Here is a 22,125-nt window from a genome sequence, read left to right on the forward strand (position 1 = left end):
GCGCAGGTTTTTCTACCCTGCGCCAGCCTGCCCTTTCCTCTACTGCACCTATGGCACGTGCCAACCGCCGCCCAGCGACTGGATCAGGGCCACGGCCGTGGTCTGGCGGTCCGCCTGCGCCTGCACCAGTGAGCGGCGCGCCGACAGGGCCGTCACTTGCGCCGTCACCACGTCCGTATAGCCTACCTGGCCCGCGTTGTAGCGGTTCAGCATCTGCTGCTCGACCTGGTCGGCGGCGGACGACGCCTGCTGGCGCAAGGCCAGCTGTTCGGCCAGCGCGCGCGTGGCCGACAACTGGTCTTCCACGGCGCCAAAGGCACTCAATACCGTCTGGCGGTAGCGCGCTACGGCCGCCTCATGCCCCGCCTTCGCCGCGTCCACGCTGGCCGTCGTGGCGCCCGCGTTGAACAGGGTCTGCGCGGCCGACACGCCCAAGGACCACAGGCTCGACGATGCATTGAACAGGTCGCCCACACGGCTGGCGCCGGAACCGTAGGAACCCGTCAGGTTCAGGCTCGGATAGTAGGCCGAGCGGGCGATGCCGATCTGCTCGTTGGCCACGGCCACCCGGCGCTCGGCGGCCGCGATGTCGGGACGGCGCTGCAGCAGGGTCGATGGCACGCCCAGCGGCACCTCGGGCACGGTCAGGGTCCACGGCGCCACGGCCAGGCTGAAGTCCGATGGGGCCTTGCCCAGCAGGATGGCGATCGCGTGTTCGAGCTGGGCGCGCGCACGCGTCTGGCTCGACAAATCGATCTGCGCATTGGCCAGCTGCGTCTGCGCCTGCAGCAGGTCGGACTTGGCGGCGATGCCCGAGTTGAAGCGGTTGCTGGTGATCTCGAGCACGCGCTTGTAGCCGTCGATGGTGGCATTGAGCAGCGCGATCTGCGCATCGCTCTGGCGCAGCGAAAAATAATTGGTGGCCAGTTCGCCCTGCGCCGACAGGCGCGCCGCGGCCAGGTCGGCCGCGCTGGCGGCCGCGCTCGCGTCCGCGCCCGTCACGCCCGCACGCAAGCGGCCCCAGATATCCGGCTCCCACGACGCGCCGATGGCCGCCTTGAAGTTGTTGTTCGTCTGCTGCTCGCCCCCGCCACCAGAGCGGGCGCCGCTGCCCGTCAGGTTCACGGTGGGGAACAGCGAGGCGCGCTGTTCGCGCACCAGCGCGCGCGCCTGCTCGTAGGAAGCGATGGCGGCCGCCACGTTCTGGTTCGAGATTTCAATGCTGTCGGCCAGCTGGTTCAGCTGCGCGTCGCCGAACAGGGTCCACCAGGGACCCCGTTCCAGGGTGTCGGCCGGCACGGCAGGCTGCCAGCCGGCCGCCTCCTTGAACGTTTGCGGCGCGGCGGCCGTCGGCGTTTCATAGGCGGGGCTGACGGCGCAGCCGGCCAGCAACAGGAAAGCGGTAGCGGCGGCCAGTGCCGGCAAATGGCGTGCGGGGACGGCGGATGGAATAGGTTTTACTTGCTTCATGATTGTGTGCTCGGGTTATCTGGCCCAGGAATGCGGCTCAATTGCTGCTCGTCGGCGCTGCGCGTGCGCAGCTTGTCGAGCAGGATGTAGACCACCGGGGTGGTCAGCAATGTGAGTAACTGGCTGGCAATCAGGCCGCCGATGATGGCGACCCCCAAGGGCTGGCGTAGCTCCGACCCCTCGCCGAAACCGATCGCCAGCGGCAAGGCGCCGAGCGCCGCCGCGAGGGTGGTCATCAGAATGGGGCGGAAACGCAGCAAACATGCCTCGCGCACCGCCTCCACCGCACTCAAGCCGCGCGAACGCTCGGCCTCCAGCGCGAAGTCGATGATCAATATAGCATTTTTCTTGACGATACCGATCAACAGGAACACGCCGATCAGCGCGATGATGGAAAACTCCATGCGGAACAGCAGCAAGGCCAGCACGGCACCCACCCCTGCCGACGGCAAGGTCGACAGCACGGTGACGGGGTGGATCAGGCTTTCGTACAGGATGCCCAGCACGATGTAGATCACCACGATGGCCGCCAGGATCAACAGCGGCTGCTCCTTGTTGCTGTCCTGCGCGCTCTTGGCCGAACCCTGGAAGCTGCCGCGCACGTTCACGGGCATGCCGATTTCCGACTCCGCCTGGGCTACGGCGGCCTGCCCGTCGCTGAGCGGATAGCCGTCGGCCAGGTTGAACGACACGGTGGTGGCCAGTTCGCCGCCCTGGTGGTTGATGGAGGTCGCCGTCGAGCTTTCCGCAAAGCTGCTGAACGAGGACAGCGGCACCATATGCGCCAGGGTCGTGGACAGGGCCGAGCCGCTGGACGGGTCGCGAGCGGCCGTCGTGTTCGACGGCGCCGCGCTGGTGGTGGTACTGGTGGTGACCGTCGTGCCGCTGGCGGCGACGGCCGCCGCATTCGACGCCGGCACGTACACTGAGCGCAGCGCTTCCGGGCTTTGCGCATAGCGCGGCGCCACTTCCATGATCACGTGGTACTGGTTCAGCTCATCGTAGATGGTCGCCACCTGGCGCTGGCCGAAGCTGTTGTACAGCGCATTGTCGATATCCTTGACTTGCACGCCCAGCTGCGTGGCGCGGTCCTTGTCGATGCTGACAAAGGTTTCCACGCCGTTTTCCGCCTGGTCCGTATCCACGTCGATCAGGGCCGGCTGCAGCTTCATCTGGTCGGCCAGCTTCGCCGCCCATTTCTTCAAGTCCGCCTGGTTGTCGCTGATCAGGGTGTACTGGTAGGTCGAATTGCTGGAACGCCCGCCCATGCGCAAATCCTGCACGGGATTGAGGAACAGCGAAATACCCGTCACCTTGGCCAGCTGCGGACGCAAGCGGGCGATCACGGCCTGGCCCTTGTCCGTGCGCTGCGACGCCGGTTTCAAGTCGATGAACATGAAGCCGCCCCCTGCCCGTCCACCGCCCGTAAACCCGACGACGGTGGCGACGGCCGGATCGTCCTTGATGATGTCGACCAGCTGGCGCAATTTGCTTTGCATGGCCTGGAACGAGATGCTCTGGTCGGCGCGCATGCCGCCATTGATCTGGCCCGTATCCTGCTGCGGGAAGAAGCCCTTGGGCGCGGCCGCGAACAGGTACACGTTCAGGCCGACGACGAACACGAGGATGGTCATCACCAGCGCGGCGCTGGACAAGGCCCAGTCCAGGCAGTGCTCGTAGACTTTCAGCATGCGCTCGAAACCGCGTTCGAACCAGCGCGCGACAAGGCCGGGCGGCTTGTGCTGCTCGCCGCTTTTCAGCAGCCAGGCGCACATCATTGGCGTGGTGGTCAGCGAGATGACCAGCGAAATCATCACGGCTGCCGACAGGGTCACGGCGAATTCGCGGAACAGCCGCCCCACCTGCCCGCCCATGAACAGCAGCGGGATGAAGACGGCGACCAAGGACAGGCTGATCGACAGCACGGTAAAGCCCACTTCGCGCGCGCCCAGCAGGGCCGCCTTGAAGCGGTCCATGCCCGCCTCGATGTGGCGCTGCGTGTTTTCCAGCACCACGATGGCGTCGTCGACGACAAAGCCCGTGGCCACCGTCAGCGCCATCAGCGACAGGTTGTTCAGGCTGAAGCCCAGCATGTACATCACGCCGAAGGTGCCCAAGAGCGAGACGATGGTAGCGACAGCCGGGATGATGGTGGCGCGCACGCTGCGCAAAAAGGCGCTGACCACCAGCACGACGAGCACGATGGACAGGATCAGGGTGAACTCGATCTCGTGCAGGGACGAGCGGATGGAATTGGTGCTGTCGGACGCCACCTGCAGCTTGATGTCACCCGGCAGCTGCGCCTGCAGTTGCGGCAGCAGCGCGCGCACGCCGTCGACCGTGGCGATGACGTTGGCACCCGGCTGGCGCGTGATCAGCACGATGACGGCCGGGTCGCCGTTGAACAGGCCCAGGGTATTGTTGTTCTCCACGCCGTCGACCACTTCGGCCACGTCGTCGAGGCGGATGGCGGCGCCGTCGCGCCAGGCCACGACCAGGCTGCGGTAATCGGCCGCGCTGCGCCCGCCCGAAGCCGTCGCCGCGCCCGAATAGATTTGCAGACTGCGCTCGTCGCCGGAAATGGCGCCCTTGGGCCGGTTGGCGTTGCTGGCCTGGATGGCCGCGCGCACGTCTTCCATCGACACGCTGTAGTGATTGAGCTGGTATGGCAGCAGTTCCACGCGCACGGCCGGCAGCGAGCCGCCGCCCAGTTCCACGTCGCCCACGCCCTTCACTTGCGCCACCTTCTGCTGCACCAGATTCGACACAGCATCGTAGATCTGGCCTGGCGTGCGCGTTTTCGACGTCAGCGCCAGGATGATCACGGGCGCGTCGGACGGATTGGCCTTGCGGTAGGTGGGGTTGCTGCGCAAGGTGGCCGGCAAGTCCACGCGCGCGGCGGCAATCGCCGCCTGCACTTCGCGCGCGGCCGAATCGATCTTGCGGTTCAGGTCGAACTGCAGGTTGATGCGCGCCGAGCCCGTGCCCGACGACGACGTCATCTCGTTCACGCCCGAGATCACACCGAGGCGCCGTTCCAGCGGCGTGGCCACCGACGTGGCCATGGTCGCGGGACTGGCGCCGGGCAGGCTGGCGCTGACGGAAATGGTCGGATAATCGACCTGCGGCAGCGGCGAGACGGGCAGCACGAAGAAGGCGCCGACACCGGCCAGCGCGATGCCGATGGTCAGCAGCACGGTGGCGATCGGACGCTTGACGAACGGTTCGGACAGGTTCACGCGGCGCTCCCCGCGTTATCGGCCGGCTTGTCCAGGTTGACGCCCCGCGCTCTGGAGGCGAAGCGCTGTCCCAGGCGGTCGAAGCCCAGGTAGATGACGGGCGTGGTAAACAGGGTCAGCACCTGGCTGACGATCAGGCCGCCGAAGATGGCCAGGCCCAGCGGACGGCGCAACTCGGCGCCCTCGCCCCAGCCCAGCATCAGCGGCACGGCCGCGAACAACGCCGCCAGGGTCGTCATCAGGATGGGACGGAAGCGCAGCAGCGCCGCCTGGTGGATGGCTTCCTGCGGGCTCTTGCCTTCATCGCGTTCGGCCTCGATGGCGAAGTCGATCATCATGATGGCGTTCTTTTTCACGATGCCAATCAGCAGGATGATGCCGATGATGCCGATCACGCCCAGGTCCTGCCCCGAGATCATCAGCGCCAGCAAGGCGCCCACGCCGGCCGACGGCAGGGTCGACAGGATCGTCAGCGGGTGGATATAGCTTTCGTACAGCACGCCGAGCACGATGTACACGCAGACGACGGCGGCCAGAATGAGCCACAGCTGATTCGACAGCGAGTTTTCATACGCGCCGGCCGCGCCGAGGAAAGTCAATGTCACCGATGGCGGCAAGGCGATGTCCTTGGCGGCCTGGCGGATGGCGTCGACGGCGCTGCCCAGCGCCACGCCCTGCGTCGTGTCAAAACCGAGGGTCGTGGCAGGGTATTGCGCCACGTGCGTGATTTGCAGCGGCGCCTGTTTTTCGCTGACGCTGGCAAAGGCGGACAGCGGCGTCGACTTGCCGGAACCCGTGCGCACCTGCAGGTCCGACAGGTCGGACGGCGTGGTGACGATGCCCGGTTGCGCTTCGAGGATCACGCGGTACTGGTTGGTTTCCGTGAAAATCGTCGAAATGATGCGCTGGCCGAAAGCGTTGTACAGCGCGTCGTCGACGGTGGCCGTGGTGACGGACATGCGCGCGGCGCTGTCGCGGTCAATCGCCACGGTGACGGCGGCGCCCGTGGCGCCCGCATCCGTGACGACGTTGCGCAGCTGCGATTTTTCACGCATGCGCGCGGCCAGCTTGCCGGCCCACTCGGTGACGGTGGCCGTGTCGGCCCCTTCGAGCGAGACGCGGTACTGCGTCGGGCCCGATTCCGCATCGATGGTCAGATCCTGCGTCGGCTGCAGGTACAGGGTCACGCCGGCGACCTTGGCCACGCGGTTGCGCAAGCGCTCCATGACCTCGTCCTGGCTGCCGCTGCGCGGACGCTTCAGGTTGATCAGCATGCTGCCCGTGTGCAGCATGGTGTTGTTGGCCGCATCGACGCCGACGAGGGAACTCAGGGTATCGACAGCGGGGTCTTCCAGTAGCGCGCTGGCGGCCGCCTGCTGCAAGGTGGCCATGCGTTCGTACGAGACGGCTTGCGAGGTTTCGATGCGCGCCTGCAGCTGGCCCGTGTCCTGCGTGGGGAACAGGCCTTTCGGAATCGTGATGTAGAGGATGACGGTCAGCACCAGGGTGGCCAGCGCCACCAGCAGGGTCAGTCCCTGGCGTTTCAGCACCCACACGAGCGCATGGTCGTACTGCACGATCACGCGGTCGAGGAAGGCCTGGATGCGCTGGCCCGTGGCGCTGACTTTTTCATCGGCGTGGCTTTTCAGCCAGCGCGCCGACATCATCGGCACCAGGGTCAGCGAGACCACGGCGGAAATCAGAATCGTGATGGCCAGGGTCATGGCAAATTCGCGGAACAAGCGGCCCACCACGTCGCCCATGAACAGCAGGGGAATCAGCACGGCGATCAGGGAGACCGTCAGCGAGATGATGGTAAAGCCGATCTGCGACGCGCCCTTCAGGGCGGCCGCCATCGGCGTTTCGCCCTCCTCGATGTAGCGGGCGATGTTTTCGATCATGACGATGGCGTCATCGACGACAAAGCCCGTGGCGATGGTCAGCGCCATCAAGGACAGGTTGTTCAGGCTGTAGCCGAGCAGATACATGACGCCGCAGGCGCCGATCAGCGAGATCGGCACGGACAGGCTGGCGATCACCGTGGCGCGCATGCTGTGCAAAAAGGCGAAGATCACCAGCACCACCAGCAGCACGGACAACAGCAGTTCCATTTCCACGTGTTCGACCGAGGCGCGGATGCCCGTCGTGCGGTCGCTCAGCACGTCGAGCTTCATGGCCGCCGGCAGGCTGGCCTGCAGGTCGGGCAGCAAGGCCTTGATGGCGTCGACCGTCTTGATGACGTTGGCGCCGGGCTGGCGCTGCACATTCAGGATGATGGCCGGCTGCTTGCCGGACCAGGCGCCCAGGCGCGTGTTTTCCGCGCTGTCGACGACGTTCGCCACGTCGGACAGGCGCACGGGCGCGCCGTTTTTATAGGTGATGATCAGGCGCTTGTAGTCTTCCGCCGTCACCAATTGATCATTGGCGTTGATGGTGAATGAACGCGTGGGGCCGTCGAAACTGCCCTTGGCGCTATTGACGTTGGCCGCCGCGATGGCCGTGCGCAGGCTGTCGAGGCCCAGGCCGTACGACGCCAGCAATTTCGTGTCGCCCTGGATGCGCACGGCCGGACGCTGGCCGCCCGACAGCGAGACGAGGCCCACGCCGTTGACCTGGCTGATCTTGAGCGCCAGGCGCGTATTGACGATGTTCTGCACCTGCGTCAGCGGCATCGTGTCGGAGGTAATCGCCAGGGTCAGCACGGGCGCGTCGGCCGGGTTGATCTTCGCGTACACGGGCGGCGCTGGCAAGTCGGTCGGCAGCAGGGAGCCGCCCGCATTGATGGCCGCCTGCACTTCCTGCTCGGCCACGTCCAGGGTCTGGCCCAGCGTGAATTGCAAGGTGATGATGGAAACGCCGGCCGCGCTGGTGGAACTCATGCGCTGCAAGCCCGACATCTGCCCGAACTGGCGCTCCAGCGGCGCCGTCACGGTCTGCCCCATGACTTCGGGGCTGGCCCCCGGATACAGGGTCTGCACCTGGATGGTGGGGAAGTCCACCTGCGGCAAGGCGGCCAGCGGCAGGAACTTGAAGCCGACCAGCCCCGCCAGCACGATGGCCAGCATCAGCAGCGCCGTGGCGACGGGGCGCTTGATGAATGGCGTCGATGGACTCATTGCGCTGCGCCCTTAGCGGGAGTGGGAGCGGTCGCCGGCGCCGGTGCGGCAGCCGATGCGGCTGCACTGGCCGCGCCGTCAGCGTGCTGGCGGCGGTGGCGGCGTTCGCCATTCGCTCCCGCTCCACCGGCGCCGCCCATGGCCGGCTTGTCGCCCGCCAAGGTGACTTTCGCGCCTTCCTTCAGGCGGTCGGCGCCTTCCGTGATGACTTGCTCTCCCGCCTCCAGGCCGGCGCGGATTTCCACCATGTCGGTGGTCGCCTGGCCCCGCGTGACCATGCGCACGGTGACGGTTTTATCCGCTTTCAGCACGTAGACGAAGTCGCCGTTGTTACTGTGGCGCAGGGCCGTGACGGGCACCAGCACGGCGCCCGTGATGTTGCCCAGCTCCAGGCGCACGTTGACGAACTGGCTGGGGAACAGCGCCATCTTGTCATTCGTGTAGCGGGCCTTGGCGCGCACGGTGCCCGTCTGCACGTCGACCTGGTTGTCGAGCGCCGTCAAGCTGCCCTTGTCCAGGGTATGCGTGCGCGTGCGGTCCAGCGCCAGCGCCGCCAGGGCCGCGCCGCCATTCAGGCGCTCCTGGATCGTCTGCACTTTATCCTGCGGCACGGAGAACTCGACGTCGATGGGCGAGAGCTGCGTCACCACCACCACGCCGCCCGTGTCGCTGGTGCTGACCAGATTGCCGATATCGACCACCTTCAGGCCGGCGCGGCCGCTGATCGGCGACACCACCTTGGTGTAGCCGAGGTTCAGCCTGGCCGTGCCTTCGGACGCGCGGTCCGTCATCACAGTGCCTTCCAGCTGCTTCACCAGAGCGGCCTGCGTGTCGACGTCCTGGCGCGCGATGGAATCCTGGCCCAGCAAAGTCTGATAGCGTTTCAGGGTCAGGCGCGCGTTTTCCAGCTGCGCCTCATCGCGCTGGCGCTGGCCCGTGGCCTGCATCAGCGCCATCTCGAATTGTGCCGGGTCGATCTGCGCCACCACCTGGCCCGCCTTGACCATGCCGCCTTCCTTGAATTTCAATTCCTTCAAAATGCCCGACACTTGCGGGCGCACCGTCACGGTCGACGCGGCCGTCACCGTGCCCAGCGCGTCGAGCACCACGGGCAGGTCGGATTTCACGGCCGTGGCCACGCCCACGGTGGTCGAAGGGCCGCCGCGGCGCCCGCCCGGGCCACCGGGTCCGCCAGGACCGCCGGCGCCCATGCCTGGGCCGCCCTGGGCGCTGGTGCCCGAATGGGTCAGGTACCAGGCACCGCCCCCCAGCGCCGCCATCACGGCCAGCGCGATGACCGTGCCGACGATTTTCGAACGGCGGCTGCGCCGCGGGGTGTTGGGTGTTGTCTGCGAATCCATCGCTTATCCTTGTCTAGGCCGCTGGCACGGCGAGTCTGTGGCGCCGGCCGAGGTGGGACACACTCAGGCAGGACGACCGTTTTTCGGGGTTGTTTCGGTACAAAGCCGGGGGAGTCAAGAGCTGAAAATCAGCTGAAAAAACATCGCTCCCTAGCGTGAAACGACTCTAGCATAGTCATGTAACTGTTTCATTTCTACCTGAAACAATTACACACAGCCTGACAGGCATGGGAGGATCCGGCGGGCCGGCAGGCGGGCCGCCACTGTGGGGGAACGGTGGAAAAATCAGGCTTGCGGGGCGCCGCGCCCTGGCGAACACGTGGCGCGGGCGACTCGCATGCAGATACAAACTCGCTACAAATCTCCGGCCAGCCTGCTTGACCTGGCGCCACGCGGATGCTCGGGCGGCGACAGGCGGCGCCGATTCTTTACGCGGATTTACAAGCTCATGCCGAGGATGACGTCCTGGTAGTCGGTGCGGCCCACGCGAAAAGTGCGCCGGCCCAGCTGCGCAAAGCCGCAGCGCGCATAGAAGGCCAGCGCATCGTGGTTTTCCGCGTACACGCCCAGCAGCACCCGCCCCGCTCCGCTGGCGCGCGCCTGCTCCACGGCCGCCTGCATCAAACGCTGGCCCACGCGCTGGCCCTGGAAGCGGTGCAGCAGGTAGATGCGCTTGATTTCCAGGTCGTTCGGGCGCGGGCCGGCCACCGGCAGGCCCGCGGGACTGAGCACCAGGTAGCCGACGGGCGCGCCGCCCGGCGTGGCCTCGGCCAGCCACAGCCGCATGGCCGGCAGCGCCAGCCAGTCGCGGTACAGCTGCACGTCGTGCTGGCGCTGGCAATGGGCGATGACGTCGGCGCCATCGAGGATGCCGGCGAATGCTTCAAGAAAAGTGGCCTGCCCCACCAGCGCCAGCGCGTGTTCGTCGCCCTTGGCGCAAGGGCGGATGGCGATCGCGTTGGCCGTGTCTGCATTCATATCGCTTGGCATAGTCTGCTCCTCAAGGAAAACAAGCCGGGCGAAGCCGGCTTGAGGTCATATCACTACTGCGATTACTTGCCGCCTAACGGCACCTCGCACAGGCAGTGCGTGAGGGCCATGAACGGTTTATGTTCGCGCGTGATGCCGGACAGCCAGGACAGGTCCTGCGCCATGCCCAGGGCCGCGTCGGCCGGCAAGCCGGTCGTGGCCAGGCCCAGCTTCACGTGTTCGCCCAGGCCCAGCGAAGCCATGGCCTTGGAACCGAACATGCCGATCAAACGGTCCACGTTCGACGTTTCCTGCTCCAGGTAGGTCACGCGGTAATCAGTGCCCAGCTTGGCGCGCTTGGCCGCCGAGGCCAGCGCATCGCCATAGCTGCCGATGCGGTCGACCAGGTTGCGCTCTTTCGCCTGCAAGCCCGTCCAGACGCGTCCCTGCGCCACCTCATTGATTTTCTCGGGCGTGGTCTTGCGCGCCTTGGCGGCCAGGTTCAGGAAGTCGCCATACACGTGGTTGATCGAGCCCTGGATCACTTGCGCGAAACGGGGATCGAGCGGACGCAATGGGTTGCCCGCGTCGGCCAGCCACGTGGTCGGTGAGCCGGCCGTGTGGATGCCCAGCTTTTCCACCACCTTGTCGGCCGTCGGCAGAATCGCGAACACGCCGATGGAACCGGTGATGGTGGCCGCGTCGGCGATCACTTCATCGGCCGAGGTGCTGATCCAGTAGCCGCCCGAAGCGGCCACGTTGCCCATCGAGACGACCACCGGTTTGCCGGCGGCGCGCGTCAGTTCCAGTTCGCGGCGGATCAGTTCCGAGCCGAAGGCGCTGCCGCCCGGCGAATCGACGCGCAGCACGATGGCCTTGATCGATTTGTCTTCGCGTGCCTGGCGGATCAGGCGCGAGGTGGACAGGCCGCCGATGGCGCCCGGTGGCGCGATGCCGTCGCCGATTTCGCCGGAGGCGATGACCACGCCGACGGCGTCGCCGACATGCACGGGGCGCAGACGCGCCAGGTAATCGGTGTAGTTCACCTGGCGGAAGTTCGTGCCTTCCGTGTTCTTCGCGCCGCGCGCCATCATGAACTGGCGCAGTTCATCGCGCGTTTTCAGACCGTCGACCAGCTTGCCATCGAGCGACAGCTTGGCAATGTCGCCACCGGCGGCCGTCATCATGGCGGGCAGGTTATCGATCGTTTGCATGATGGCGCCGGCCGGCAGCTTGCGCGCCTTTTCCACATCCGTCGTGTAGGTGGTCCACAGGCCGTTGTTCAGGTAGCGGTCCGCTTCGGCCGCCGCTTCGGACGGGCCGTTGGCAATGAAAGGCTCGGCCGCGCTTTTGTACGTGCCCACTTTCAGCAGGTTCACCGTCACGCCTACTTTGTCGAGCGCGTCGCGGTAGTAATTGCGGTAGCGGCCAAAGCCTTCCAGCATGACGCCGCCCATCGGGTGCAGGAATACCTCGTCGGCCTTGGCCGCCACCAGGTACTGGCGCTGGTTGTAGCTCGAACCCCAGGCCGTGACTTTCTTGCCCGTGGCGCGGAAGCGTTCCACGCCGGCCGCCACTTCGCGCAGCGAAGCGAGGCCGCCGCCCTGCAATTCGTCGAGCAGGATCACCATCGAGCCGATGTCCTTGTCCTTGGAAGCCGTGTCGAGCACCGCCAGCACATCGCGCAGCTGCACCGTCTTCTTGACTTCGCCGCTGACATTGGCCAGCACGGCCTCGCGCACGCCGCCCGGGGTTTCCTCCACGAGCGGGCCTTGCAAGTCCAGCACCAGGGTGGTCTTTTCCGCCAGCGGCTTGGCGCCGCCGCCGAAGATGGCGATCAGGATGGCGATGACGATCAGCAGGAAGATCAGATTGATGACCGCGCGGCGGGTGGCGTCGAGCGCGCGCCAGAATGCGCCAAAACCGCGGCGCAGCGGCGGGAAGGGGTTGAGTGACATTGATGCTCCGTGAGGTTGTGTACCTAAAGGAAATCAATATAACTGAAAACGGGCTGAATCGTCTTATTTTGACAAGTGTGCCGCGCCTTTGATGGCCTGCCCTGGCGGCGTCGAAATGAAGAACAGGCCGCCCAGCACCAGGGCGCCATTCAGGATCAGCAATTCCAGGCCGATGCGGTAATGCTCGAACAGCAACGCCTGTTCCTGTTCGATCAGCGCGCACAGCAGCGGCCCCGCCACGGCCACCAGCGGCACCCAGCGGTCGCGCACGCCGCGCCGGCTCAGCAAGCCGAAGGCGAACAGGCCCAGCAGCGGACCATAGGTATAACTGGCCAGCTTGAGGATAACGCCTATCATGCTGGGATCGTCAAGCCATTTGAAGGCCATGATGAGGACCAGGAACAGCGCCGCAAAACCCAGGTGGACACGGCGGCGCCAGCGCATCTGCGCGGCCGGATTCAAGTCCGCCCGCCTCTGCACGCCCAGGATATCGATGCAGAAGGTGGAGGTGAGCGCCGTCAGCGCCCCGTCCACGCTGGGAAACAGCGCGGAAATGAGGGCAATGAAAAAGATCAGCTGCACCACGGCAGGGAAATGCCCGAGCACGACGGCGGGGAACAATTTGTCGCCCGTGGCCGTCACGCCGGCCAGCGGCGCATACAGGTGCAGCAAGCCGCCGAGGAACAGGAACAGCAGCAGCACGCCCGTCAGCACCACGGTCAGGCTGAGCATATTCTTTTGCGAGTCGCGCAAGGTCCGCACGGAGATATTCTTTTGCATCATCTCCTGGTCCATGCCCGTCATGGCAATCGTGATGAACATGCCGGCCACGATGTGCTTCCAGACATAGGCGGGGCTGTCCGGATCGACGGTGAAGATGCGCGTGAGGCCCTGCGCGCGCATGTGTTCGAGGCTGTCGGCAAGGGACAGGTCCATCTCGCGCAGCAAAAATACGCTGCAGATGACGAGACCGGCCAGCATGCATGCCGTTTGCAGGGTATCGGTCCAGACGATGGTCTTGACGCCGCCTTCATACGTGTACAGCAGGATCAGCAGCAGCACGGCGCACGACGTCAGCCAGAACGGCACGCCCAGGCTGTCGAGGATGGTCGCTTGCAGGATATTGACCACCAGATACAGCCGCGCTGTGGCGCCCAGCAGCCGCGACACGATGAAAAACGCCGCCCCGCTCTGGTAGGAGCGGCGTCCCAGGCGCAGTTCCAGGTAGCGGTAAATCGAGGTCAGCTGCAGCCGGTAGTACAGCGGCAGCAAGATGAAAGTGATGGCCAGGTAACCGAGTACATAGCCGATCATCAGCTGGATGTAGCCGAAACCGTTGCTGCCCACGGCGCCAGGCACGCTGATGAAGGTCACACCCGTAAGTGTCGTGCCCACCATGCCGAAGGCCACCAGCATCCAGTTGCTATCCTTGTTGCCGATGAAAAAACTGTCGTTGGTCGCATGGCGCGACGTGCGCCACGCAACACACAGCAAGATCAGGAAATACGCGAGGACGACGGCAAACAGGATGAGGGGCGACATGGGCGTTGCGCTGGCGGCAAAAAGGAACAGGGGCAGCAATATACAACAAAGCGTACAGCAATGCCCCCGGTCAATCAGGCATCAGCAGCCGCTGCGTTTCACGCGCTCCACTTCCAGACCGAACCACGGACGCAAGCGCGTGCCGACGACGTTGCCCAGAAAGGCGCAGACCAGCCACAGCCAGCCGTGCAGGCTGCCCGAGACGATGCCGCTGAAATACGCGCCAATATTGCAGCCGTAGGCCAGGCGCGCGCCGTAGCCGAGCAGCAAGCCGCCGACGATGGCGGCGATCACCGAACGGCGCGGGATGCGCCACACGGGCGCGTAGCGGCCGGCCAGCGCGGCGGCCAGCATGGCACCGAGCACGATGCCGATGTCCATCACGGACGTCTTGTCTTGCGTCAGCGGCGCGGCCAGCGCGGCCGCGTTGGCCTTGGTGGACCAGTAGGCCCAGCTGGCCGTGTCGATGCCGACCACGGACGCGGCCTTCGCGCCCCACAGCGCGAACGCGGACGTCACGCCCCAAGGGCGGCCCGACAGCGCCAGAGTGGCGAAGTTCAGCACAACGAGTGCAACGGCGCCCGCCACCAGCGGCCACGGACCGTGCAGCCAGGGCGACGCCTGCGCGGGCCGCAATGGCGTGGCGACGAGCTTGCCATGGCGGCGCTTTTCAACGAAGACCGTGATGCCGGCGATCAGCGCGAAGACGATCCAGTTCAGCGCCAGCGCGGGCACCAGGCCCAGGGTCGTCACGAGGGAAATGGGCTGGAGCTGTGGCAGCGACGTCCAGAACGGCATGTGCGCCGTGCCGATCACGGAGCCGACGATGAAGGCGGCCAGGGTGATGAGCATGCGCGTGCTGCCCCCACCCACCGTGTACAGGGTGCCGGACGCGCAACCGCCGCCCAGCTGCATGCCGATGCCGAAGATGAAGGCGCCAAAGATCACCGAGGTGCCGGCCGGAGAAACGAGGCCAGCGACGGGCGTGCCGAACAGCGTGCCGGCCGACAGCGCGGGGAAGAACACCGCCACGCCGACGGCCAGCATCAGCATTTGTGCGCGCAAGCCGTCGCCGCGCCCATCGGCGATGAAGACGCGCCAGGCGGACGTAAAACCGAAGGCCGCGTGATATAGGGTGATGCCGAGCAAGGCGCCCACCACGTACAGCGCGGACAATGTGGCGCCGACGGTTTGCGCCAAATACCAGGCGCCGAGCACGATGAGCACAAGCGCGACGCCCAGCGGTTTTGGATTGATGGCGGCGCGCAGGCGCAGCGGTGACATTGCTGTATCGGACATGGGAAATATGGGCAAGAGGAAAGTAAACGTCATTCTCGCCCGTTTCGGTGTTTTCTGCCAGAAACTTACTGGCAGATCAGGCTAGCCTAGTGCCCCACCGCATGGATCGACTTTTCACCGCCGGCACGCACAGGAATCGGATTCAAGTGATCCATCCGGCCGCTCAAGGCTGTCAGACCGAAGGCACCCAGCACGACGAGCGCGCCGATCCAGCCCGTGTGCACGAGGCCCAGGTGTTCGACGATCAGGCCGCCACCCCAGGCGCCGCCGGCGATGCCGAGGTTGAAAGCGGCGATATTCAGGCCCGACGCCACATCGACGGCGCGGGGCGTGAAGTGCTCCGCTTGCTGCACGACATACACTTGCAACCCGGCCACGTTACCGAAGGCCACGGCGCCCCACAGCAGCACGGTGATGACGACCAGCACCGGATGCGGCGCCGTGAAGGTCAGCAGCAGCAAAACAAACGCCAGCAGCAAAAAGATCAGTTTCAAGGCGCTGACGGGGCCCTTCTTGTCGGCCAGCTTGCCGCCCCAGATATTGCCGAACGCCACGGACACGCCATACACAAGCATCACCACGCCCACGGCGCCGGCGCTGAAGCCCGACACTTGCTGCAAAATCGGCGCCAGATAGGTAAAAGCGATGAAGGAGCCGCCATAGCCGACGGCCGTCATCGCATACACGAGCAGCAGGCGCGGCTGGGCCAGTACCTGCACTTGCTGCAGCAGGGAAGCCGGTTTGCTGTGGGCGATGGTCGACGGCACGTACAGCAGGCTGCCGATGAACGCCACCAGGCCGAGGGCCGAGACGGCAAGGAAGGTTTCGCGCCAGCCGAAATGCTGGCCGATGAAGGTGCCCAGCGGCACGCCCGTCACCAGGGCCACGGTCAAACCCGTAAACATGATGGCAATGGCGCTGGCCGCCTTGTCTTTCGGCACCAATGACGTAGCGATGGTCGAACCGATCGAGAAGAACACACCATGCGCCAGCCCCGTCAGGATGCGGGCGACGACGAGGGTTTCATAGCCGGGCGACTTCCACGCCAGCAAGTTACCCAGGGTGAACAAGACCATCAGCGACAACAGCAAGGTCTTGCGCGGGATCTTGCCCGTCAGGGCAGTCAGCACGGGTGCGCCGACGGCGACACCCAGCGCATACAGGCTGACCAGCAGGCCGGCCGACGGCAGGTTCACGCCCAGGTCGGCGGCGATGGTGGGCAACAGCCCCACGATGACAAACTCGGTGGTTCCGATGGCAAATGCGCTGAGGGTCAGCGCGAGCAAGGCAATGGGCATGAAAAACTCCGATAAAAGATGTTGGCGTGCAGTATCGGGGTTTTCTTTGTGCCGAAAAATACCTCCATGGGAAGAAGATAGTTGCGCGCAACTCAACAATTTGATGGTCTGCTACACTGGCTGCATCAACACGGGGTCACCACCATGAATTCAGAAAAACTGGCGCTGCTGGTCACGCGCGAAATGCCATATGGGAAATATCAGGGACGGCTGCTGGCCGACTTGCCGGGACACTACCTGGGCTGGTTCGCGCGCGAAGGCTTTCCCTCGGGCGAACTGGGCAGTTTAATCGCGCTGATGTACGAGCTCGACCACAACGACTTAAGGAGCTTGCTCGACCCCTTGCGCACGCGCAAGTCGCCGTGGCGGCCGGGCGAGTAAGGATAGCAGTCAGGCGGGTCTTAGAACTCGCGCACTTTCTTTGCCAGCATGGCGCTGAACTCGCCATTTTCCACGAGTTTTTGCAGCTCGCTGGCGCCGCCGATGAGCACGCCGTTGACAAAGACCATGGGAAACGTCGGCCAGCCCGTCCACATCTTGAGGGCGTTGCGGCGGTGCCACTGGTTCAGATAGCTGCCGTATTGCAGGTACTGGTAGGGCGTGCCCAGCACGTCAAGGATCTTGCGTGCCTTGCGCGGAAACGGATTGAGCGCCATGCCGACGACGACCACCTGGTGCGCGGCGATGGCAGCCTGCACCTCGCGCACTATGTCCTTGTGCTTGCTGCCGATCAAGGGACGGGCGGCGGAATGGATCTGGGCTTGGTCAAGGATGGCGCGGGTCATGAAAGTCCTGGGATGAGTGGCACGTGGCGTGCGGATCACGCATTGTGCCACGCAGACAGGTTGGCGTGGGCTACACTGCGCCTCTCCTCCCCTTCGCGTCAAATATATGCAAGACATCCATCCCATGCTTGAATGGCGCCGCAGCCGGTGCCTGCTCGGCGCTCTGCTGCTGGCCGCCAGCTGCGCCAGCGCCCACGCCGCCGATCCCGGCCTTGAAAGCGGCCTGCTCCACGCCCTGCACCTGAAAAAGGGCACGACGGACAGGGTGGGCACCTCGGGCAAGGCCATCGCCGCCTACATGCGCGAAGGCTATATCGGCAAGCGTCCCGACCAGCGCTTCGACTACACAGACTATTATTTGCTGAAGAAACCGGCCAGCTTCATGGGACATGAACTGGTGCTCATCGAGGAAGAATACATCTCGCAATACATAGGCTGCTGCGTCGGCCCCGGGGCCGGCGTGACGGTGAAAGTACGCGGCAACACGCAAAACCTGCAAGCGTTCGCCAGCGCCCAGCACTGCACCCTGACCGACCCGGTCGATATGCAACATGCATTGAGCGAGGTGGCCATCAAGGCCAGGCTGCCGCAAGGCCATTACGCCTCATTGAGCTGCCGCGAACGCGACGCGCAGCCCTAGCGGCTCGATGGCGGATGCCGTATGCCGTCCTGAACAATCGTTGCCGTCGAATAGGGTGATTCGCTATGCCAGCCCAGGCTCGCATACAATTTCGCCCCATCGTCCGTTGCCACCAGCACCCGGCGCGCGCTGGCCGATCGTTGCCTGGCCGCCAGCGCGGCCATCAGCGCCCGCCCCAGACCCCGGCGCCGGTGGCCGGCCTCGGTGACGATGCGGTCAAAGACAAAGACACCGGCATATTCGACGGCATGGCCGCTGGCGGCAATACCGCCATCTTCGGCCAGAATATGCGCCGTCGTAATTTCCTGTGATGTTGCCACGTCCAGGCGGTAGCCGGCAGGCAGGTCCGGCGCCTGCAGAGTGCCTTCATGGGTCATGAAATAGCCGCCGGGGCAAAGTTGCCATCGCGGCGGTAACAGCGCCAGCAATTGCTCCCCGTCACCACACATCTTGATGAAGATATGCGGACCGTGGATCGACGCTGCCAGCGCGCTGATGCCTGGAACAGGTCCCGCAAAAACGTGGCGCCGGATTTCGCCCGGCAAGCCCGTATCGACGCGCCATCCGCCGTGATCGGGCACGGGCAGCGCCAGGCCGCGCGCGATCGAACGTGCCGCCAGCCAGGCGGCAAGCAGGCCGGGATCGGCCAGATTCGACATTCCTTGTTCTTCCAATTTTCATGCTCCTACATTCGTCCCTGTCCCGCTTATGCCAGGGAAAATCTTCCGCCTACCCCAGCGGCACGTGCAAGCCCATCTTCAGGCAAGTCAGTGCCACCGACGTGCGGTAGCGGCGGATATTGTCGTCGCCGCCGAACAGGCGTTCCGTCAGCGCCTCATATTCGGCCATGCTGCTGGCGGTAATGATCAGCAGGTAATCGGCCTCGCCCGTGATCCCGTAGCACTGCTGGATGGCAGGTTCGGCCATGATGCGCGCGCGCATGCCGGCCGTGCGCTGCGGGTGCTCGTCGTGCAGATGCACTTCCACCGTCAGGATCAGGGGGCGGCCTACGCGGCTCGCGTCGAGCACGGCCACTTCATTGCGGATCACGCCGCTCTCGCGCAGGCGGCGGATGCGCCGCTGCACGGCCGGTGCCGACAAGTGCACGGCCTGGGCGATTTCACGCTGCGATGTCGTGTTATCGCGCTGCAAGATGTCGAGGATGGCCAGGTCGAAGGCGTCGAGCGTGACGGAGGGTGTGAGCGAAAGTTGCGTCATGAAGGTCAAAATGCAGTGCAAAACTCGGAGCAGACACAATAAACTTTCACTATTCCGATATCAAGCCTTTTATCACCATGCCATTACGCCGCTATTCCTCGTTGATTCCCCTGCTGGCCATCCTCGGTTCCGTCACCTGCCTGGGACTGGGCACCTCATGGGCCAAGCACAGCCTGTTTCCGCTCGTGGGCGCGCAGGGCACGACGGCCGTGCGCGTGGGCTTTTCCGCGCTGCTGCTGTTGCTGTTCTGGCGCCCGTGGCGCTGGCAGCTGAGCCGTGCCGACCTGCGCACCGTGGCCCTGTACGGCGCCGCGCTCGGCTTGACCAACCTGTGCTTCTACATGGCCTTGCGCACGATCCCGTTCGGCATCGCCGTGGCGATCGAGTTTTCCGGCCCGCTGGCCGTGGCCCTGCTGGCCTCGCGCCGCCCGCTCGACTTTGTCTGGGTGGCCCTGGCCGTGGCGGGACTGGCGCTGCTGCTGCCGCTCGGCCACGACGTCAGCAACCTCGATCCCACGGGCGTGCTGTTCGCCCTGGGCGCTGCCGTCTGCTGGGCCTCGTACATCGTCTTCGGCAAGCGCGCCAGCCATCTGCATGCGGGCCATTCCGTCTCGCTGGGCCTGGCCATGGCCGCGCTGGTGGTCGTGCCCGTCGGGGTGATGCACAGCGGCGCCGCCCTGCTCTCGCCCATCGTGCTGGGCGTAGGCCTGGGCGTGGCCCTCATTTCCAGCGCGATACCGATCTCGCTGGAAATGGTGGCCCTGAAGCGGCTGACGCCGCAAGCGTTCGGCATCATGAGCAGCATGGAGCCGGCCGTGGCCGCCATGCTCGCGTACATCCTGCTCGACGAGCGCCTCGGTGCCGGGCAATGGCTGGCGATTGCCATGATCATGGCCGCGTCGATGGGCAGTTCGTACATGGCGCAGCGCCAGAGACGCGCTGCGCCGGCTGGTGCTCAGGCCCGAATATAAATCGTGAAGCTGGCATAGATCATGACGATGCCTCGTGCTGCCTGGCCGTGCGCCAGGCCAGCAGCGCGGCCAGCACGAGCAGCGCGGCGCTGGCCGTGAAGGTGGCGCGAAAGCCGTAGCCGTCGAGCAGGATGCCGCCGACGGTGGAACCGAAGCCGATGCACAGCTGGACGACGGCCACCATCAGGCCGCCACCGGCTTCGGCGTCATCAGGCAAGGTCTGCGCCAGCCACGACCACCAGCCCGTGGGCGCGGCCGTCGCCAGCAATCCCCATAGCCCCAGCAGCACGAAGACGGGCGCCAGCTCGTCGCCGAACGCCAGCAGGGCCAGCGCGATGGCGGCCATCAGCAAGGGAATGGCGACCAGCGTGCGGTACAGGCCACGCCGCAGCACGACGCCGATCAGCGCCGTGCCGATGAAGCCGGCCACGCCGATCGCCAGCAGCAGCATCGACAAGGTGGGCACGCCGACGCGCGTGACGTTTTCCAGGAACGGACGCACATAGGTAAACAGCACGAACTGCCCCATGAAGAACGCGCCGACGGCCAGCATGCCCAGGGCCACCTGACGGCGTTCGAGCAGGCGCAAGATTTGGCCGGAACGGGCCGAACGCGGCGCCGCCGGCATCGATGGCAGGCTGCGCCACTGCCAGGCCAGCGCCAGCAGCGCCACGGGCGCCAGGCACAGGAAGGCGCCGCGCCAGCCGATGCTGGCGCCCAGATAGCTGCCCAGCGGCGCGGCCACCACGGTCGCCAGCGCATTGCCGCCGTTGAAGATGGCCAGCGCCCTGGGCACGCTGTGGCTGGGCACGAGGCGCATCGCCACGGCGACCGACATCGACCAGAATCCCCCCACCACCACGCCAATCAGCGCGCGCCCCGCCATGTACATCGCGTAGCTGGTGGCCAGTCCCACCACCAGCGCCGACACGCACATCAGGCCCGTCAACAGCAGCAGCAAGGTCTTGCGGTTCATCGATGCCGCCAGGGTAGCGATGGACAGGCTGGCCAGCACGGCGAAGGCGCCCGAGATGGCGATGCCATAGCCGGCCAGGCCTTCGCTGACGCGCAAGTCCGCCGCCAAGGGCGTGAGCAGGCTGACCGGCATGAATTCGGAAGCGATCAGGGTGAACACGCACAGGGTCATGGCAAAGATGCCGCCCCAGAACGCGGGCGCTGCCGCCTCGCTGCGGACCGCGCTCATGCCGCCAGGGCGCGCTGAAAGAACGACGCCAGCTTGTCCCACGGGATCAGGGTCACGCGGTCATACAGGTCGACGTGGCCGGCGCCGGCAACGTAATGGAGCTCCTTCGGCTCGGCGGCGCGCCGGTAGGCATCCTCGCTGAACTCCTTCGAGTGCGCCTGGTCGCCCGTGATGAACAGCAGCGGACGGGGCGAGATCGTCTCGATATCGATGAAGGGATAGAAATTCATGAACTTGACGTTGCTGCTCAAGGTGGGACGGGTGGCGCGCTCGGGCAGCTGGCCGGCAGGGATGTAGGCGCCGCGCGGCGTGCGGTAGAAGTCGTGGAATTCGCGTTCGATAGCACTTGGGTTGGCGCTCAGCTCGGGCAAGGTACCGCTCGTGTACGCGGTGGCGCCGCCGGCAAATTCCACCTGGCGCTGGCGCGCGGCCGCAGCGATATAAGCCTGGCGCTGCGCCAGCGTTTGCGTGCGGCGCAAGCCATGGCGGCTGGCGCTGCCCATGTCGTACATGCTCACCGTGGCGACGGCCTTGATGCGCGGGTCGATCTTGGCCGCGCTGATGACAAAGCTGCCGCTGCCGCAAATGCCGATGGCGGCGATGCGTTCGCTGTCGACAACCGCTTGTGCGCCGAGAAAATCGACGGCCGCGCTGAAATCCTCGGCGTAGATATCGGGCGAGACGGCGTTGCGCGGCCGCCCTTCGCTCTCGCCCCAGAACGACAGGTCCAGCGACAGGGCGACGAAGCCCTGCTCGGCCATTTTGGTCGCATACAGGTTCGCGCTTTGCTCCTTGACGGCGCCCATCGGGTGGCCAACGATGATGGCAGCGTGCCGGCAAGCGGGGTCCAGCTGCGCCGGCAGGAACAGATTGCCGGCAACCGTCATCTGATACTGGTTCCGGAAGCGCACCGGCTGCACCGTCACCTTGCCGCTCTTGTAGAAATTGTCGGCGCCATCGGGCATGGCTGGCAAGGCCGGCGCGGCGGATGCGAAAATGGGTGCGCCAAGGACGGACAGGACGCCCAGTGCCGCCATACCCGTGCCCGCGGCCTT

17 protein-coding genes are annotated in these 22,125 nt (G+C 65.6%); 3 read left to right on the forward strand and 14 right to left on the reverse strand.

From position 1 onward, the window contains the following. Nucleotides 1-48: 48 nt before the first annotated feature. The 9 genes from AC54AG_RS20455 to AC54AG_RS20495 all read right to left on the reverse strand — a co-directional run bounded on the left by AC54AG_RS20455 (nucleotide 49) and on the right by AC54AG_RS20495 (nucleotide 16,252). Nucleotides 49-1,470 carry an efflux transporter outer membrane subunit gene (locus tag AC54AG_RS20455; RefSeq protein WP_331777968.1) on the reverse strand — a complete coding sequence of 474 codons (1,422 nt, stop codon included), beginning with the start codon at nucleotides 1,468-1,470 and terminating at the stop codon, nucleotides 49-51. After that, nucleotides 1,467-4,709, reverse strand: a complete 3,243-nt coding sequence (locus tag AC54AG_RS20460; RefSeq protein ID WP_496631455.1) for an efflux RND transporter permease subunit — start codon at nucleotides 4,707-4,709, stop codon at nucleotides 1,467-1,469. The genes AC54AG_RS20455 and AC54AG_RS20460 overlap by 4 nt, the downstream gene beginning before the upstream one ends. Next, nucleotides 4,706-7,825 (reverse strand): efflux RND transporter permease subunit, encoded by a 3,120-nt coding sequence (locus AC54AG_RS20465; protein WP_496631456.1) that lies wholly within the window; start codon nucleotides 7,823-7,825, stop codon nucleotides 4,706-4,708. Before AC54AG_RS20465 ends, AC54AG_RS20460 begins: the two co-directional genes overlap by 4 nt. After that, a complete protein-coding gene (locus AC54AG_RS20470; protein ID WP_496631457.1) occupies nucleotides 7,822-9,186 on the reverse strand; it encodes an efflux RND transporter periplasmic adaptor subunit in 1,365 nt (454 codons plus the stop codon). The genes AC54AG_RS20465 and AC54AG_RS20470 overlap by 4 nt, the downstream gene beginning before the upstream one ends. 438 nt (nucleotides 9,187-9,624) lie before the next feature. Continuing rightward, nucleotides 9,625-10,176, reverse strand: a complete 552-nt coding sequence (locus AC54AG_RS20475; RefSeq protein WP_496631458.1) for a GNAT family N-acetyltransferase — start codon at nucleotides 10,174-10,176, stop codon at nucleotides 9,625-9,627. A gap of 62 nt (nucleotides 10,177-10,238) precedes the next feature. Then, nucleotides 10,239-12,113 (reverse strand): signal peptide peptidase SppA, encoded by a 1,875-nt coding sequence (sppA, locus tag AC54AG_RS20480; protein ID WP_070302140.1) that lies wholly within the window; start codon nucleotides 12,111-12,113, stop codon nucleotides 10,239-10,241. A 63-nt stretch (nucleotides 12,114-12,176) separates the two neighbouring features. Continuing rightward, nucleotides 12,177-13,655: a sodium:solute symporter gene (locus tag AC54AG_RS20485; protein ID WP_496631459.1), complete on the reverse strand. Its 1,479-nt coding sequence runs from the start codon at nucleotides 13,653-13,655 to the stop codon at nucleotides 12,177-12,179. Between the two features lie 81 nt (nucleotides 13,656-13,736). Then, nucleotides 13,737-14,954: a YeeE/YedE family protein gene (locus AC54AG_RS20490; RefSeq protein WP_496631460.1), complete on the reverse strand. Its 1,218-nt coding sequence runs from the start codon at nucleotides 14,952-14,954 to the stop codon at nucleotides 13,737-13,739. Between the two features lie 86 nt (nucleotides 14,955-15,040). Beyond that, nucleotides 15,041-16,252 carry an MFS transporter gene (locus tag AC54AG_RS20495; RefSeq protein ID WP_034749907.1) on the reverse strand — a complete coding sequence of 404 codons (1,212 nt, stop codon included), beginning with the start codon at nucleotides 16,250-16,252 and terminating at the stop codon, nucleotides 15,041-15,043. Nucleotides 16,253-16,396: 144 nt separating this feature from the next. Here AC54AG_RS20495 and AC54AG_RS20500 point away from each other — a divergent pair, with 144 nt between their 5' ends. Beyond that, nucleotides 16,397-16,633, forward strand: coding sequence for a DUF3820 family protein (locus AC54AG_RS20500; protein ID WP_034749909.1), 237 nt, complete (start codon nucleotides 16,397-16,399; stop codon nucleotides 16,631-16,633). A 20-nt stretch (nucleotides 16,634-16,653) separates the two neighbouring features. Here the strand turns inward: AC54AG_RS20500 and AC54AG_RS20505 are convergent, their stop codons facing one another. Continuing rightward, entirely contained in the window at nucleotides 16,654-17,037 is a 384-nt protein-coding gene (locus AC54AG_RS20505; RefSeq protein ID WP_034749913.1) for a glutaredoxin domain-containing protein, read from the reverse strand. 124 nt (nucleotides 17,038-17,161) lie between these two features. Between AC54AG_RS20505 and AC54AG_RS20510 the strand changes: the two genes are divergently transcribed. Continuing rightward, nucleotides 17,162-17,677: a hypothetical protein gene (locus AC54AG_RS20510; RefSeq protein WP_496631461.1), complete on the forward strand. Its 516-nt coding sequence runs from the start codon at nucleotides 17,162-17,164 to the stop codon at nucleotides 17,675-17,677. Here the strand turns inward: AC54AG_RS20510 and AC54AG_RS20515 are convergent. Together AC54AG_RS20515 and AC54AG_RS20520 are read right to left on the reverse strand one after the other, a co-directional pair. Continuing rightward, entirely contained in the window at nucleotides 17,674-18,351 is a 678-nt protein-coding gene (locus tag AC54AG_RS20515; RefSeq protein ID WP_496631462.1) for a GNAT family N-acetyltransferase, read from the reverse strand. The genes AC54AG_RS20510 and AC54AG_RS20515 overlap by 4 nt on opposite strands. 55 nt (nucleotides 18,352-18,406) lie before the next feature. Further along, nucleotides 18,407-18,895, reverse strand: a complete 489-nt coding sequence (locus AC54AG_RS20520; protein ID WP_331777979.1) for an Lrp/AsnC family transcriptional regulator — start codon at nucleotides 18,893-18,895, stop codon at nucleotides 18,407-18,409. A gap of 77 nt (nucleotides 18,896-18,972) precedes the next feature. On the opposite strand from AC54AG_RS20520, the gene AC54AG_RS20525 reads away from it, so the two are divergent. Next, on the forward strand, nucleotides 18,973-19,866 hold the full coding sequence (locus AC54AG_RS20525; protein WP_319992866.1) for an EamA family transporter: 894 nt from the start codon (nucleotides 18,973-18,975) through the stop codon (nucleotides 19,864-19,866). Nucleotides 19,867-19,885: 19 nt separating this feature from the next. Here AC54AG_RS20525 and AC54AG_RS20530 read toward each other — a convergent pair whose 3' ends face one another. Beyond that, the gene (locus AC54AG_RS20530; RefSeq protein ID WP_496631463.1) at nucleotides 19,886-21,070 is read right to left on the reverse strand and encodes an MFS transporter; all 1,185 of its coding nucleotides are present in this window, start codon (nucleotides 21,068-21,070) and stop codon (nucleotides 19,886-19,888) included. After that, nucleotides 21,067-22,098, reverse strand: a complete 1,032-nt coding sequence (locus AC54AG_RS20535; protein ID WP_496631550.1) for an alpha/beta hydrolase — start codon at nucleotides 22,096-22,098, stop codon at nucleotides 21,067-21,069. Before AC54AG_RS20535 ends, AC54AG_RS20530 begins: the two co-directional genes overlap by 4 nt. Between the last annotated feature and the right edge of the window lie 27 nt (nucleotides 22,099-22,125).

Source organism: Janthinobacterium sp. BCJ23, assembly GCF_059617945.1.